The following is a 16496-nucleotide window of genomic DNA, read 5'->3' on the forward strand; positions in this document are numbered from 1 at the left end:
GGGTATGAAGCAGCAGTATGGGAACGTAAATCAATCCGTGTATGAATGCGAACAAAGGAAAAGCTCCTGTCGGACATGTGTCTTCCTATAGGGAAAGAACAGCTTCTGAAAATTTCCAAATATTGTAAAAAACTATAGTTTTTTGGATTCTTTTGCCGTAAGGATTGATTCTGCCATACAGATGGTGTAGAATGACGTAAGACGATGACTCACCGGACAGTCATGCTGTTTACTGACTGCGGGTGACAAAGAAAAATGGAATAGGAAGGAAATACGCATATGAATTATTTTTATACTTATGTGGAGGATGAGCAGGAGGTGTCCAGCCTGCAGCAAATACAAACGGAAATGCAAAGGAAAAACGCGGCCGTCTGCTTTTTTGATTATGGCAGTACAGCGCAGTGGGAACAGCTGCAAGTCGTATGGAAGCAATCGGATATCCTGTACATTCAGGATATTGCACACCTTGCCAGTGAGGTGCAGGAGCTGAAGCACAGACTGAGCACTCTGCAAAAAAGCGGCGTTTGTGTCAGGCTGTGCGATGAGCGCAGTGTCGATCTGGAACAGATGCTGCAGCTGATTGACTTTGTGACAGGAACGATTCGCAAGCGCAACTATGCCCTGCAGCTGGAGGGGATTCAAAAGGCACTGGAGAAGAAAAGGAACGGGGAAGGCAGCTACGGCAGACCGAAAATGGTATTACCCCAGGATTTTGAAGAAAATATACGGAAGATCATGCGTAAGGAAATGAAGCATGAGGACTATCAGAAGCAGCTGGGCTTTAAGCGCTCCACCTATTTCAAGATGGTGAAGGAGCTTCGGGACGGCTGGAAAGCACAGGACGAGGAGAATGAAACCGCAACGCTGACCCAAGAGTGAGTATCTTGCTCTTTTTTTTGTTTTGAAAGTCGTGTATAATAAAGAACGAGGTGAGCCTATGCTACTGAAACGAAGTGTGTTTGTCATCCTGCTGATCGCACTGTTCAGCGGATGCTTTTATATCATGAACCAGCATTATGATGAACTGGCCAGATATCCGCATGAGCTGAGTGAGGAGGAACGAAAGCTGGTGCTGTCTCATCTCAGCACCGAGCAGATCAATTATCTGGTATCACAAAAGATAGAACCGAAGCAGTTTCTGCCATTTATCGAAATCAAGGACTTTGAGCTGAATAATACACTCTGGTATGATGTGGCATATCAGACACAGAAGCCGTCGCATACGGAGAGTGACCAGGAGGTTAAGGAATACATCGTGAGCTTTATCAACCGCTACCGTGCGCGTATGGAGTATCAGGAGCTGCATGACCTGCTGATGAACTATACCTATAATGTCCTGACTCGCTTTTTTGATGAGGGGGATCCGAATATTGAAAACGCTCATCTGATTGCGAAGCCCAATGATCCGTATCTGGTGCTGGGTGGTAAAAATACGCTGTATACCTATGAACCGAAGGATCTGGTATCCATCAATGATCTTCCCCACGCCTCCCTTGTTCCGCAGGCCAATGACATCACAATCAAGAAAGAGGTCGTTAAGCCGCTGAAGGAGCTGATGGCGGCTGCAGGGGAAGTCAACCAGAAGGAAAACGGGGATATGAAGGTGATAGCCGGCTATATTTCCTATGAGGATCAGATGAAGCTGTTTGAAAAAGCAAAGCTCGTTTATGGGGAGGAAGTGCTGCAGCATTGGGATTATCCGGGACAGAGTGAATTTCAGCTCGGCTATACGGTACGCCTGCTGCCAAACGGCCTGACGACGGAATTTGATGAGAAAAAGGAAAGCGACAAGGATAAAGATGCAGGAAAGAAGGAGGAAGCGAAGAGCTCGGATAAAAAGGAAAAGAAAAATCCGAGTGAGGAGGAGCGCGATCAGGAAATCTGGCTGAAGGACAACGCCTATAAATTCGGCTTCATTATCCGCTATCCTAAACAGAAGGAGGATGCGACAGGAAAACGCTATCAGCCCTACACCCTGCGCTATGTCGGTAAGGAAATCGCGAAAAAGCTGCATGATGAGGGCTATGTCCTGGATGAAGTAAATATCAGTGATTTGAAGGAGTAAGAACAGGTCGGACCTGTTCTTTTTTCTGTTCCTGCCACATACATTGAACTAGAGGTGAACAACGTATGAAGAAAACCTTCAAGAAACAGATGGCCGTGGTATTCGGGGCCATCGCCATGATTGGATATCTGTCGGTACGCTTTTTCCCGGCACAGGAACAAAGTGCATCCCCGGTGATTTCCACAAAGGATGAAACAAAGCATATGCAGATTTATATGATGGACAGCGATAAGACACTGGTTCCGTTATCCATACCGGTCAGTGAGGAGATGAGCGAGGAGGATAAGCTGGCACTCATGTTTTCCTATATGAGCGGGAAGCAGGAAATCAAGGGCTTTGCGCCATTGTTTACAAAGGAGTGCACCCTGCAGTCCTCTTCTATCAAAAACGGCATTGTATCCCTGTATTTTGATGATTCTCTGAAAAACTATGATAAGGAGAATGAGCTGCGTATTCTGGAGGCAATCACATGGGGAGCTACGCAGTTTCATGATATCGAGCAGGTAAAGCTCTATCTGAATGATAAACAGCTGACCAGTATGCCGAATGCACAGACACCGATTCCGGAAATCCTCAACCGCAGTATCGGTATCAATCATTTCGAAACCTCAACAACCACATTGCATGACTCTGCCTCCTTGACGGTATTCTATACAAAAAAGGTACAGGGGAATGAATACATGGTTCCCAAAAGTAAGCGGGTTGCACAGAGTCAGGGGGATGCCTTGAAGGCGAGTGTTGAAAACATTCTTTCCGATATCAGTGTCTCCAGTGCGCTTGATCAGCCGCTGTATGCCGATGATATCAAGGTCAGCAGCTTTGATGTTTATGACGGCTCCCTGATTGTGAATCTGAATAAGAATATCCTTGCCAGCAACCGCACGGTGAAGCAGGATGTGTACAATGCCCTGGTGCTATCTCTGGCTGCACTGCCCGGCATTGAAAAGGTCGAGGTACGCGTGGACGGGGTCACGATTTCACCGAAGGATCAGAAGGAGGATATGGTATCGGTGTATGCTTTGACGTATAATGAGGTACAGTTCTAGCGTATTTAAAAAAAACACTTCTAAATGTCTGCATTTTTTGGTATGATAATAGCGGTGGTAAAAATGAAGATAGTAGTAGTCAGTGACAGTCACGGCCGTGATGATGCGCTGGAATATGTTCTGCAGCAGCATGGGGATGCCTATGCATATATTCACTGCGGAGATATCGATGCGGATCCGGGGGCATTTCCCCGTTTTGTGACGGTTGGCGGTAACAATGATATATTTTATGATTATCCGGATGAGCAGATTTTGAGTATCGGGACTCATCGTATCTTTATTGTACATTCCCATCAGTTTATGTATTCACGCAGAAGCCAGCAGCTGGCGGATGCCGCAAAGGAGCGCAGCTGTGATATTGTCTGTTATGGACATACGCATATCGCGGCGGATGAAACAGTGGATGGTATCCGTTTGATCAATCCCGGATCGCTGTGGCGAAGCAGGGATGGCAGAGGTCCCAGCTATGCGCTGTTAAACATAGATGGTGACACAGTGGATGTACAATTTGAATTTCTGCCGCAAAAGCAGAAGAAAAGCAAGTTTTTTTGGTAGGACAAACCGTACATGATGCGGTTTTTCTTGCGTTATCAGGGTTTCAAATCACAAGGGTGATTGAAATAGATGGAAGATACACAAAGTAAAGAAAGGTGTTAGAGATTATGGAAAGAAAAATAGGAACGGTATCCAGAGGTGTGCGCTGTCCGATTATCCGTGAAGGAGATGATCTGGCTGCCATCGTTTCACAAAGCGTATTGTCAGCTGCAGAAGCGGAGGGCTTTGAACTGCGTGACCGTGATGTTATTGCGGTAACGGAGTCCATCGTTGCCAGAGCACAGGGAAATTATGCGTCAGTGGATGCAATTGCCGCTGATGTTAAGGAAAAGCTGGGAGGAGAAACCATTGGTGTTATGTTCCCGATCCTGAGCCGTAACCGGTTTGCAATCTGTCTGAAGGGAATTGCAAAGGGGGCGAAAAAGGTCGTTCTGATGCTGAGCTACCCAAGCGATGAGGTCGGAAACGAGCTGGTATCCATCGATAAGCTGGATGAAGCCGGAATCAATCCGTACAGCGATGTCCTGAGTCTGGAAACATATCGGAAGCTCTTTGGTGAAAACCGTCATGAATTTACCGGAATTGACTATGTGAGCTACTATGGTGATCTGATCCGATCCTGCGGTGCCGAGGTGGAAATCATTTTCGCCAACCATCCAAAGGAAATTCTTAAGTATACAAAAAATGTTCTAACCTGTGACATTCACACAAGAGCTAGAACAAAACGAATTCTGAAAGCAAACGGTGCCGAGCGTGTCTGCGGCCTGGATGATATTATGACGGCATCCGTTGACGGGTCCGGATACAATGAAGCCTTTGGTCTTTTGGGATCCAACAAATCTACAGAGGACATGGTGAAGCTGTTTCCGAGAAACTGCCAGCCGCTGGTACAGGATATTCAGAAGCAGGTACTGCAGGCGTGCGGGAAGCATGTGGAGGTTATGGTGTACGGTGACGGTGCCTTTAAGGATCCTGTCGGGAAAATCTGGGAGCTTGCGGACCCTTGTGTTTCTCCTGCATACACCCCAGGACTGGAGGGGACTCCGAATGAACTGAAGCTGAAATATCTGGCAGACAATGATTTTGCACAGCTGAAGGGTGAGGAGCTGCAGAAGGCAATCGAGGCGAAAATCCGTGAAAAGGAAGACAACCTGGTCGGAAACATGGCTTCTCAGGGAACAACTCCAAGACGTTTGACAGACTTGATCGGCTCTCTCTGTGATCTGACGAGCGGTTCCGGAGACAAGGGAACACCGATCGTACTCGTTCAGGGATATTTCGATAATTTCACAAACTAAAGGGTGAACAGCTGATACACAAAGCACCATTGCGCGGCAATGGTGTTTTGCTGTACACGCATTAAGGATGATAATCGAAGCAGCTGCCTGTGCTGATGACTTTATCAGAAGGGGACGTTTACGATAGATGTCATCAGCATCGTGAAGAAAATCTGAAAGGGACAGGATAGGCGTATAAAAGTCCGCAATTGTTCTGAACATCGCAATAAACACAGACTTTCTAAAAAGAAACGGCGCAAGGTGGTATGCATGATACGTGCGGATGCGTGAAGGAAGCTCTTCTTTATAATGAAATATCATAGCTTTGTACAGCTAGGAAACAGGTACATGATTGAATATTGTATGGGAATGCTCAGCAGGCAGGGGTCTGCTGTTTTTAATTTATGATTAGAAAACAGTCGTTTCAGTCTGCAATTTGTATTTGACCTCATAATCCTGTAAGGCATCAATAAAGGAATAAGCGCGGTTCTATTTCTGACAGGCCTGCATACCATAGGATAGAGGTGATGCTATGTCGTTTTTATCGTTTCAGGAGTTTCTCACGTATTTTTCAAAGGATATGACCATGCTTGCTCATAGCGGACAGCTGGAAGGGTATCTGAAGCAGTATGTGGATTTCTGCAGTAAGCATCATATCCAGCCCAATCTGCTTGAATTGCACAGGGAGTATGCGAACATGCATGTCTGAGTGTCGAAGCCTGCCGGTTTTTATCGGTTTGCGTATGGCGAATATCGACAGATTCATAACATAGCCAGGTGTATACTGTGCCATGAAGGAGGGATGTTTGTATGGAGAGCTATGTAGAGGTCAGTATGCTGCATAACACCGCAACCATTCTGCTGTCATTTTTAATGGCGTCCTATGCCTGTGTACAGCCGCTGCCGATACGGAAAATGCTGGTCTATGCGCTGGCTCTCAGCATACCGGGCTGCCTGCTGTTCTTTCCCGGCTCGTGGTTGCTTCTCGTGCTTGAAGAGGTTGTCTTTTTTTTCTGGCAGTTTCGCTTCTGCACAAAAAGCTGGATGATGATGCAGGTGATTCGCATGCTCTGGTACATGACATCCTTTGCGTTTTATCAGGGCGGTTTTCATAACTTTCTCTGGTTCGTCCCCCTTCATGCAGCTGTGTACTGGCTGTGGCTGGTCTATGTACTTTTGTTTGTGCTGCTGCATGTAAAATGGAAGGATATGCTGGCACGCATGAATTACCTGTACCGACTACAGATTGAGCTTGCGGATACGACGCTGCATTTGAAGGGATGGCTGGACAGTGGAAATCTGCTGAGCTATGAAGGAATACCGGTCCTGTTTATTTCTTCCTCCTATGAGACATATTTTAAGAAACAGGACATAGAATTGGTAGTAATGAATACCGTTGACGATACCTCTGTCATACGCTGCTATGCATGCTTGGCGGCGATAGAGGGATGCCATAAGCACAGGGTGCTGGTCTGCTGCAGAAACCATGTAAGCCTTCCGCTGAACTGCGAAGTATTGCTGAACATGAATATGATGACACTGGGGTGATGATGATGAAAAAACTGCTGCAACTCATTCGCTTTTTATTTATTAAACAGGATGTCATGGAGGTCTATTACATCCAGGGAAATGATGTACTTCCCAAGCCGCTGGACAAGGAAGAGGAGCTGGCTGCACTGATTGCTCTGGAAAACGGAGATGAGGAGGCCCGCAACACACTGATTGAACATAATCTTCGCCTTGTCGTATACATCGCAAAGCGCTATGAAACTAATCCGATTTTTATGGAGGATCTGATCAGTATCGGAAGCATCGGGCTGATCAAGGCGGTCAATACCTTTAAACGGGATAAGAATATCAAGCTGGTGACCTATGCGTCACGCTGTATTGAAAATGAAATCCTGATGTTTCTGCGCAAGAAAAGCCGCCGCAAGGTGGAGGTCAGCTTTGATGAACCACTCAATATCGATTATGACGGAAATGAGCTTCTGCTCTCGGATATTCTGGGAACCGATGATGATGTCGTGACCAAGGAGTTTGAAAAAAAGGAAAACAAGCGGGAGCTGCTGGAGGCGATGTCGACGCTGAAGGAGCGGGAACGCCAGATATTGCAGATGCGCTACGGCATTCAGCATGAAGAGCTGACCCAGAAGGATATCGCCAAGCGTCTGGGAATCTCCCAGTCCTATATATCCCGTTTGGAAAAGCGCATTATCGCCAAGCTGAAGGTACAGATGAAGAACTCACAGTAAAACAACGGCTCAACTGCAGCAACGGATTATGAAATTTGAAAAATACGAGGAACCATGCACTGAAAAAAACCTTATAAGCAGTCGGACAGACGTTTGATCCGGCTGTTTTTATCTTACTATTGTCAAGACTGTTTTCCTTCCAATTACTTACAGGAAAAGCTGCCTGCTTTTACGCATAACAAAGAAACGGCTCGGGCACACTGCTAGTACAGACACTAGGAGGCAAAGAGCATATGAGTCGTTATAAAGTAGAAATCAGCGGTATCAATACCGCACAGTTAAAGGTCTTGACAAATGCAGAAATGAAGGAGCTGTTTGTGAAGCTCCAGCAGGGCGATGAAAGTGCCAAGGAAACACTGATCAATGGAAATCTGAAGCTGGTGCTGTCCATTGTGCAGCGCTTTTCCAATCGCTGTGAAAATATGGATGATCTGTTTCAGGTTGGCTGCATCGGGCTTGTGAAGTCCATCGACAATTTTGATCTGAAGCATGAAGTGCGCTTTTCCACCTATGCGGTACCGATGATCATGGGTGAAATCAAACGCTATCTGCGCGATAATCAGGTAATCCGGGTATCCCGCCATTTAAAGGATCTGGCGTATCGGGCCTTCAAGCTGAAGGAGGAGTATGTACATAAGCATCAAAAGGAACCAAGTGTTTCCTGGCTTGCCCAGCAGCTGGAGGTTAAGGAAAAGGATATCGTGGATGCCCTGGATTCCACACAGAGTGTGCTTTCCATCTTTGAACCGGTATACAATTCGGACGGAGATGAGCTGTTTTTGCTGGATCAGATCAAGGATGACAAGGATGAAATCGAGCATCTGAACAATTTGATGGCGTTAAAGCGCAGTCTGACACGCTTAAAGGGGAAGGAGCTGGATATCATACAGAAACGCTATTATCAGGATATGACGCAGACAGAGATTGCCGGAGAGCTGGGCATCTCGCAGGCACAGGTGTCACGTCTGGAAAAAAACGCCATTGCAGTTTTGAAAAAAGAATTTGATTCCTAGGCAACACCTGCGGGTGAAGGGCATATACTGAAACAGGTGATAGAATTGAAATATACGGATATTTGCGGAAGACAGGTCATCAATGTGATGGATGGCAGTATGATCGGACTCGTCAATGATGTGGAATTTGATCCATGCACGTATGTGATTCATTCCATATTTGTCCATCCCACGCAGTCCTTTGTGAAAAAGCTGTTTCCCTGGTTCTTCCCGTGTGATGAAATCGAGATTCCCACGCAGGAAATCGAAAATATCGCGGGTGATGTTATTCTTGTGAAATTTCGATGCTGAAGTTTTTTTACAAAAAGGAGGGCTTTTGAAACAGTTTGCGGCACTTGTATAAATTTCATGAAAAATCCCTTTTTATAAAGGGATTTTTGTGCTAGAATATACATAATGTATAGGAGGGACGCGTAAATGAGCATCAGTCAGAAATTCAAAGAATTTATAGCGCCAATGGATGAAGATGACGTTTTAGAAGTAGAACAGGAAGAGGATACTCCTTCTATTTCCGAATATGAAAGACCGAAATCAAAAGTAAATCACTTGCCAACCGATACGAAAATGGTTCTGTTTGAGCCTCGTTCCTTTGATGAGTCCGAAGAAATCGCAAAACGCCTGAAGGAAAACAAGGCGGCTGTTGTCAATCTGCACAAGCTGCAGCGTGACTATGCACAGCGTACCATTGATTTTTTAACCGGTGTAATCTTCGCTCTGGATGGAAGCATTCAGAAAATCGGGCATAATGTGATTCTGTGTACGCCGCGCAGCGTGGCGGTACATGGGGAAATCAGCCTTGACGCAAGCGAGGAAGACTAACCATTGTCTGTCGCAATAGAGCATTATCGGGGTAACGAGGAATTCGTCCGGCGCCTGCAGGATCAGATTGATCGCATGGAACGCTGGAACCGGGTTGTTGTTACACCCTTTTTTTCGCCTGATCAGATACAGATAGCCGAACGCTTTTGCGGACATCGGATTTTGTATCGCAAAGATGGCGGCTATGCGCAGGCCGAACGCTGCCGGCTTGCCTTTCTGCCTTGGGAGGAAGAGGTACAGATTCCTGTGCTTCATCTAAAGGCGAAGATTTCTTACAGCTTTGGAAAGCTGGCACACCGTGATGTGCTCGGGGCGTTGATGAATCTGGGGATTGAGCGGGATAAAACCGGGGATCTTATCGTTGAACAGGATGCGGTGCATATGTTTGTGGATCCGGATATCGGCAATTATCTGATTGCCAATCTGACGCAAATCAAACGCTGTGCCGTCCATCTGGAGCCGAGTGAGGAGTCTGTCAGCTATGAACCGGATATTGCCTACAAATCACTGATAGTATCCTCTCTTCGACTGGATACGCTGGTCGCTGCGCTCGCCAGACTCAGCAGGGCAAAGGCTGCAGATCTCATACGGAGCAAACAGGTAAAAGTTGATCATGTAATACTTGAACAAACGTCCTATTTGTGCGATAATACTTGTGTTATTTCCATTCGCGGACATGGAAGATTCCAGCTGAAAGAGGTTGTGAAGGAAACAAAAAAGGGAAATCTTGTCATTGAGGTTGGCATGTATCAGTGAATAGGAGAGGGATTATGGACAGATACGCATTTGATACAATGAAAAATGGATATAATCGCTATCAGGTGGAGGATTACATTCAGACACAGAAGCTGCAGATGGAAAGCCTTCAGAAAAAACTGGAAAAAGCCAACTTACTGAAAGAAGAACTAACCAGAGAATATCAGGAGCTGGAAACACGCTACCGGGATGTCAGTGAGAATCTCGAGGTCAAGGAAAAAGCTGCGGACGAAATGACACGCATGGCGATGAAGGAAGCAAATATGATCGTCGATACGGCACACCGCAATGCCGATGCCATTGTAAAGGAATCCTTAATGATGGCGCGTGGAATTTTGATGGAGGTGGCCCGCCTTGGAGATGAGGCGAACGATCTGAAGGGCAGTATGCGTAAGGAGCTGCAGAAAATCACGCAGGCACTGGATGATTTTGAAGCCCCTGAAATACCGGATCTTGATTTATTGAAAAAAGAAATATAAATGCTGAGATAAAGACATGCTTCTATATGTGGACTTGAAGAGAGCTGACGGTTGGTGAGAGTCGGCAGGATGGATATAGAAGATATCACTTTGGAGCAGATTTCCTGAAAGCAGTAGGGAAATACGATACGCTTGTCGTTATAAGCTGAGGGCACATGAGCTTCATGTGAACTAAGGTGGTACCGCGTTACAAGACGTCCTTAGATAGAAGGCGTCTTTTTTTCATAAAAGGAGGAAATGATATGGAATACAAGGATACACTGTTAATGCCGAAGACAAGGTTTGAAATGCGTGGAAAATTACCGACAAAGGAGCCAAACTTTCAGAAGCGCTGGAAGGAAAGCGAAATCTATGAAAAAATGCTGGAGAACCGTGAGGGCTGTGAAGCGTTTGTTTTGCATGACGGGCCACCGTATGCGAACGGGGATATCCATCTGGGACATGCCCTGAATAAGATTTTGAAGGATGTCATTGTCCGTAACCGCTATATGGCCGGTTACAAGGTGCCGTATGTGCCGGGCTGGGATACGCATGGCTTGCCGATTGAAACTGCAATTCAGAAGCTGGGACATAACCGCAAGGAGATGGAATTATCCGATTTCCGCAAGCTGTGCTATGACTATGCGCTGGAACAGGTGGACCGTCAGAAAAAGGGATTTTTATCACTGGGTGTTGTCGGCGATTACGATCATCCGTATATCACACTGACCAAGGATTTTGAAGCACATCAGATTGAAATTTTTGCCTCCATGGCGATGGACGGTCTGATTTATAAGGGATTGAAGCCGGTTTACTGGAGTCCTTCCAGTGAAACCGCACTGGCGGAAGCGGAAATTGAATACAAGGATATCAAAAGTCCGACGATTTTCGTGAAATTTGCGGTGAAGGATGGCAAGGGCGTTCTGGACAGCGATACTTCCTTTGTCATCTGGACAACGACACCGTGGACCATTCCTGCCAATCTGGGAATCTGTCTGAATAAGGACTACACCTATGCGCTTGTGGAAAGCGAAAAGGGCAAGCTGATCGTTCTGGAAGAGCTGGTGGATGCGTTGTGGGAGAAGTTTGGTCTGGAAACAAAGAAAAAGCTGGCAACCTATAAGGGAAGCGAGCTGGAAATGATCACCTGTCAGCATCCGCTGTATGATCGCGAATCCCTGGTAATTCTGGGGGATCATGTAACGGCAGATGCAGGTACCGGCTGTGTACATACGGCACCGGGCTTTGGTGCCGATGACTTCTTCATCGGACAGAAATACGGTCTGCCTGCGTATTGCAATGTGGATGAGCACGGCTGCATGATGGAGGATGCCGGTGACTGGCTGAAGGGACAGTATGTCGATGATGCCAACAAGACGGTAACACAGAGACTGGATGCAATGGGCGCATTGTTAAAGCTGGAGTTCATTACGCACTCCTATCCGCATGACTGGAGAACAAAGAAGCCGATTATCTTCCGTGCAACAACGCAGTGGTTTGCGTCCATTGATAAGATTCGTGAAAAGCTGCTGACAGAGATTGCGAATGTTGACTGGATTCCGAAGTGGGGACAGCAGCGTATGCACAATATGATTGCTGATCGCGGTGACTGGTGTATTTCCCGGCAGCGTGCATGGGGTGTTCCGATTCCGATTTTCTATGCGGAGGATGATACGCCGATTATGGATGAGGCTGTATTTGCCCATGTGGCAGAGCTGTTCCGTGAGCATGGCAGCAATATCTGGTTCGAAAAGGAAGCGAAGGAGCTGTTGCCGCAGGGCTATACACATACAGGCTCCCCAAATGGAGAATTCCGCAAGGAAACCGATACGATGGATGTATGGTTTGACTCCGGAAGCTCTCATACCGGAGCCATGATGGAACGCGGACTGGGCTATCCTGCCGATCTGTATTTCGAGGGCAGCGATCAGTATCGCGGATGGTTCAATTCCTCCTTGATCATCGGTACAGCTGTGCATGGACACTCTCCTTACAAGCAGGTACTGAGCCACGGCTTCGTTATGGATGGCAAGGGTGTGAAAATGAGCAAATCACAGTGGAATGCGGTAGCACCGGGAGAAATCACGAAGAAATACGGTGCGGATATCCTGCGTCTGTGGGCGACAAGTGTCGATTATCAAGCGGACTGCAGTATGTCGGATGAGATTTTAAAGCAGATCAGCGAGCAGTACCGCAAGGTGCGCAATACGTTCCGCTTCATGCTTGCCAATGTCAATCCGGAAGAGGATTTCACAAAAGAGGATCTTGTGGATATCAACGAGCTGCCGGAGCTGGACAAATATATTCTGGTCCTGTTGAATGAAGTGAATGAAAAAGCAATAAAGGCATATAAGGAATACCGTTTTGCGGATATCACCAATATGCTGAGCAATCTGATGACGAACGAGCTGTCTGCCTATTACATGGATTATACGAAGGATATCCTGTATATTGAGAAAAAGGATGCGCCTAGACGTCGTCAGGTACAGACGGTGCTGTGGCATGCGGTCAACACGCTGGTTCGCCTGTGGGCACCCATCCTCGTGCATACCTGTGAGGAGGTCAACGACTTCTTCCATACCGAAGCAGAAAGTATCCATCTGGGAAGCTTTGCACAGGCACTGGATGTACAGGGTGCTGATACAATCAAAGCGGATATGGAACGCATGATGGCGATTCGTCAGGATATCTTCAAGGCTCTGGAGGAAGCGCGTGCGGAAAAGGTGATTGGTAAGTCTCTGGAAGCACATGTGATGATCAATGTGAGCGATGAAGACCGTGCACTGATTGAGAAGCTGTGCGGAAATCATTTCAACCAGTGGCTGATTGTTTCCAAGGTCAGCTTCTCCGTGGATGAATTGAAGCAATATGAAGTGTGTCAGGTAGAAGTTGAGAAGTGTGAAGGCAAGGTTTGTCCAAGATGCTGGAATATTACGGATTCCCATGCGGAGGATGGCCTGTGTGATCGCTGTGCAGAGGTGCTGGAGCAGAAGTAAGCGGCAATTGCAAATCATGCGTGGTTGCCGGACTTAAGGTATAAATGCGCCTGGATAAATCAAAGAGTGCTATCTGCTGTAAGGCAAAGGAGTGCCGGATAAACGTATGGATGTCCGCACTTCTTTTTCATTCGTATGCAAACTACGTATCCGGGTGGTAAAAAGATAACACTGCCGGAATTGAATTTGTGTGCTTCACAAAACAGGATAGCAAACGTGCTGCTTTTCCGTATGCATTTTCATTTTTCGAATTGGACTTTCATCAGAGGATACTCCATCGCTCATGAATTATGAGGATATTCTTTATTGAGAAAGCTGCATGATATCATCAGGCGATGTAAGGATGAATACAACTTTTATCTGTTTTGGGTAGAACATAATATTTTTCTGGCAATGCCATTGGAAATAAAGTACAATGGATTTAAAAGGAATGATGCTATGATACGTAAAAAACGAATGTTTACTACGGTAGAGGAATGGAGCAGCGCATATGACAGCTATTACGGAGTAATCCGGCAGATCAATCAGAAGCTCCACGAAATCTCTCTTACAAAAGGTAAGGCGTTTGAAACATGGCTTCAGGATTATAAAAAGTATTCCAAGCAAATGCGTCAAATGTATCAGAAGGAAACGGATTTCATACAGGAATATTTACAATATTACATCGATCATCCATCTCACTGGCAAAAGGAGGAGGCTGCTTCCCTACTGACGTACCTGTTTATCAACTGTATGCGTCTGGAGGACACGCATATGATTTACGCAGCTGCGCTTTCTCTGCTTGAGTATTACTCATCAAGGCAAAACAGAGTAGCTGAGATGAAATGCTATTATATTCTTGCAATCTGTCTGCACGATCTGGATGTTTTCCATTTTCATAAAGAAATTCTTCAGTACTGTGAAATGGTGATTGTACGGTATGAAGAGCTTTACGATACCCTAAGTGATATGGAAAAGAGTTATGGGTTGAGCATTTATGACCTTCTGAGCGTATGCCGTTATGAAATGCTTCATGCAGATGAGCAGTTTTCGTCATTTCTCAAAGAGGTTATCCTGCCGGAGCAGGAGCATGCCATTGCGATGGTGGAACGGTTTATGCGTGAGGCAGATATGACGAAGCCGTATAATGCTGTATTGCCGCTGATTCGTTCCAATATGCTGTCCAGCTTTTCTGATCTGGCAATAAAGCTGCAGAAGAAAGCTTATACCTCGGATATCGCGGATTACATGTATGAAAAAAGTAAGAGGCTTTGCGGCTCTTATACAGATAAGGGGACGCCGGAGGAAATACATGAAAGAATCAGCTATTTGATGTCAATTCGTGTCCATGAGCAGTTGCCGGAGGATATGCTGTATGCGGTAATGAAACAGGAAATGGAACGACTTCCTTCCAGCATCACAGGGAAGAATTTTAATTATGATAATTCTTTAATAGAGGTATGGATCTGCATCCTGAACAGTCTGCGGACACTGATACAGGAAGGGCATGAGGAATATCGTGCTTTCTTTGAAGAACAGCTGGATCGCTTTGCTCAAGTGCTGGCCTCCATTCCCTTTGGCAAAAAGCTGGAGCATATCGCAGATACAGCAATATATGATTTTGTCTGTTCCCAGTTATCCTATTTCCATGATGATGAAAAGGTGCTGGCTTATGTTTTGCGGCTGCTTGTTTTCCGGCAGGTACAGACAGGAATTCACTCCCTTATGGTCAGCGATGCAGCCAGTCTGATAACGCAAGCCATGTTGCGAAGCCGGGCGGACTTGCTGATCGGACAGCTGAATTGCATGAGCGAGGAGGAGGTACAGCATAAAGCTGCACAATTTCTGGAATATATTCGTATCGGTGCTTTGCTTCATGATATTGGAAAGGTGTGCTGCAGCAGTGTTGTGAATATGCAGTACCGCCGATTAAGTGCTGTTGAGTATAAAACCATTCAGTTTCATCCGCAAAGCAGTGCGGAAATTCTATTGCGGATACCGCAGCTGGCCTGCTTTTATGATATGGCAGTCGGACATCATAAGAGTTATGACGGAAAGTCCGGATATCCAAAGGATTTTCATATAGAAGCTTCGCCGCAGAAGATATTTATTGATATGATAGCAATTTGTGATTCACTAGATGCTGCCACGGACAGCTATGGCAGAAATTATGCAAAGGCAAAGAAGTTTGAAACGGTGGTTCGAGAGCTTCGCAGCAGAGCGGGAACACAGTATTCCGGAGTCATCGTAGATTTGATTTGTGAGGATGAAGCCTTAAGAAGCCAGCTGAAGGATTTGCTGGAAAACCGCAGAGATGAAGCTTGCAGAAAGACATTCTGGATTTTAAATGCAGATATAAAGGATATTGCTGCTGCAATTAGGAAGACTTCATGCTGGCGAAACGGTTAATAAAAAAGGAGAGCTTTATGGAGATTACATCACTGACCAATGCAAAGGTAAAACAATGGGCAAAATATAAGGAAAAGAAATATCGTGAAAAGGATCAGCGATTTCTGGTAGAAGGGGAACATCTGATTGAAGAAGCTGCGAGAGCCGGCTTGGTCGAGGCTGTACTTGTGGAGATTGGAAAAGCACATGCATTTGTGGAATATCCGGTGTATGAGGTCACGAAGGACATTCTGCGGAAGCTGGAAAGCAGTGTATCCGGTACCTGGATTATGGCCGTATGCCATATGCCGCAATACCATGATGCAGAATTTGGTAAACGGGTTATCGTACTGGATGATGTGCAGGATCCGGGGAATGTCGGAACCATCATTCGAACTGCCGTATCCTTTGGATATGATGCAGTCCTGTTGTCTGCACACAGCTGTGATGTATACAATGAAAAGGTGATACGTTCCACACAGGGAGCCTTGCTTCACATTCCGGTGATTCGAGGTGATGTGCAGGCTATGCTGATGAGTTTGAAGCAGAAGGGTACCAGAATTCTTGCGACTTCTCTGCACAATGCCTCGGCACTTCGTGAAATTGCAGTGCCTGATGCATTTGCACTTGTGTTTGGCAATGAAGGAAAGGGTGTCAGCGAGGAGGTTCTGCGGTTGGCGGATACTCATGTGTTTATCGAGATGCATACCTTTGAATCCCTGAATGTTGCTGTTGCGGCAGGAATCTGCATGTATGCGTTTAAAAAATGAGGAACGCAGCTAAAATAATCGTTTTGGAATCGTAAGAGGTGTATGGCGATTATCACATCAGTATCACACGAAGTTTTAGTTTGAATGCTTATAGCTGAAAAATAATATAAAAATATGACAAA

At 46.0% G+C, this 16496-nt stretch carries 16 protein-coding genes and 1 other annotated feature; all 16 genes read left to right on the forward strand.

Annotated elements, in window-relative coordinates; translation table 11 throughout:
• The first annotated feature begins 279 nt into the window (after positions 1-279).
• Positions 280-879, forward strand: coding sequence for a hypothetical protein (locus ACESPQ_RS13800; protein WP_320077653.1), 600 nt, complete (start codon positions 280-282; stop codon positions 877-879).
• A gap of 58 nt (positions 880-937) precedes the next feature.
• A complete protein-coding gene (locus tag ACESPQ_RS13805) occupies positions 938-2065 on the forward strand; it encodes a M15 family metallopeptidase (RefSeq protein ID WP_002608786.1) in 1128 nt (375 codons plus the stop codon).
• Positions 2066-2130: 65 nt separating this feature from the next.
• Positions 2131-3111 (forward strand): GerMN domain-containing protein, encoded by a 981-nt coding sequence (locus ACESPQ_RS13810; protein ID WP_109770254.1) that lies wholly within the window; start codon positions 2131-2133, stop codon positions 3109-3111.
• 63 nt (positions 3112-3174) lie between these two features.
• Entirely contained in the window at positions 3175-3666 is a 492-nt protein-coding gene (locus tag ACESPQ_RS13815; RefSeq protein WP_002608788.1) for a metallophosphoesterase family protein, read from the forward strand.
• 107 nt (positions 3667-3773) lie between these two features.
• Entirely contained in the window at positions 3774-4964 is a 1191-nt protein-coding gene (locus tag ACESPQ_RS13820; RefSeq protein WP_008817429.1) for a coenzyme F420-0:L-glutamate ligase, read from the forward strand.
• Between the two features lie 511 nt (positions 4965-5475).
• The gene (locus ACESPQ_RS13825) at positions 5476-5652 is read left to right on the forward strand and encodes a hypothetical protein (RefSeq protein ID WP_002608790.1); all 177 of its coding nucleotides are present in this window, start codon (positions 5476-5478) and stop codon (positions 5650-5652) included.
• A gap of 101 nt (positions 5653-5753) precedes the next feature.
• Positions 5754-6491, forward strand: coding sequence for a sigma-E processing peptidase SpoIIGA (locus ACESPQ_RS13830; RefSeq protein WP_257327270.1), 738 nt, complete (start codon positions 5754-5756; stop codon positions 6489-6491).
• Positions 6492-6496: 5 nt separating this feature from the next.
• On the forward strand, positions 6497-7195 hold the full coding sequence (gene sigK, locus ACESPQ_RS13835; RefSeq protein WP_035304019.1) for an RNA polymerase sporulation sigma factor SigK: 699 nt from the start codon (positions 6497-6499) through the stop codon (positions 7193-7195).
• Between the two features lie 233 nt (positions 7196-7428).
• Positions 7429-8208 carry a SigB/SigF/SigG family RNA polymerase sigma factor gene (locus ACESPQ_RS13840; protein ID WP_002608793.1) on the forward strand — a complete coding sequence of 260 codons (780 nt, stop codon included), beginning with the start codon at positions 7429-7431 and terminating at the stop codon, positions 8206-8208.
• Positions 8209-8244: 36 nt separating this feature from the next.
• Positions 8245-8499, forward strand: a complete 255-nt coding sequence (locus tag ACESPQ_RS13845) for a PRC-barrel domain-containing protein (RefSeq protein ID WP_224720950.1) — start codon at positions 8245-8247, stop codon at positions 8497-8499.
• A 126-nt stretch (positions 8500-8625) separates the two neighbouring features.
• Positions 8626-9027, forward strand: coding sequence for a cell division protein SepF (locus ACESPQ_RS13850; RefSeq protein ID WP_002608795.1), 402 nt, complete (start codon positions 8626-8628; stop codon positions 9025-9027).
• Between the two features lie 3 nt (positions 9028-9030).
• Positions 9031-9783: an RNA-binding protein gene (locus tag ACESPQ_RS13855; RefSeq protein WP_002608796.1), complete on the forward strand. Its 753-nt coding sequence runs from the start codon at positions 9031-9033 to the stop codon at positions 9781-9783.
• A gap of 14 nt (positions 9784-9797) precedes the next feature.
• Positions 9798-10262, forward strand: coding sequence for a DivIVA domain-containing protein (locus tag ACESPQ_RS13860; RefSeq protein WP_002608797.1), 465 nt, complete (start codon positions 9798-9800; stop codon positions 10260-10262).
• Positions 10259-10467: a binding site (T-box leader), on the forward strand. It overlaps the preceding gene by 4 nt.
• 37 nt (positions 10468-10504) lie before the next feature.
• A complete protein-coding gene (gene ileS, locus ACESPQ_RS13865; RefSeq protein WP_257277161.1) occupies positions 10505-13237 on the forward strand; it encodes an isoleucine--tRNA ligase in 2733 nt (910 codons plus the stop codon).
• A gap of 438 nt (positions 13238-13675) precedes the next feature.
• Complete coding sequence (locus ACESPQ_RS13870; protein ID WP_242409785.1) at positions 13676-15625, forward strand: HD-GYP domain-containing protein; 1950 nt, start codon at positions 13676-13678, stop codon at positions 15623-15625.
• A gap of 17 nt (positions 15626-15642) precedes the next feature.
• Complete coding sequence (locus ACESPQ_RS13875) at positions 15643-16374, forward strand: TrmH family RNA methyltransferase (protein ID WP_373144495.1); 732 nt, start codon at positions 15643-15645, stop codon at positions 16372-16374.
• Positions 16375-16496 lie beyond the last annotated feature (122 nt).

The organism is Clostridium sp. HGF2 (assembly GCF_964240115.1).
Taxonomy (GTDB): Bacteria; Bacillota_I; Bacilli_A; order Erysipelotrichales; family Erysipelotrichaceae; genus Clostridium_AQ; species Clostridium_AQ innocuum.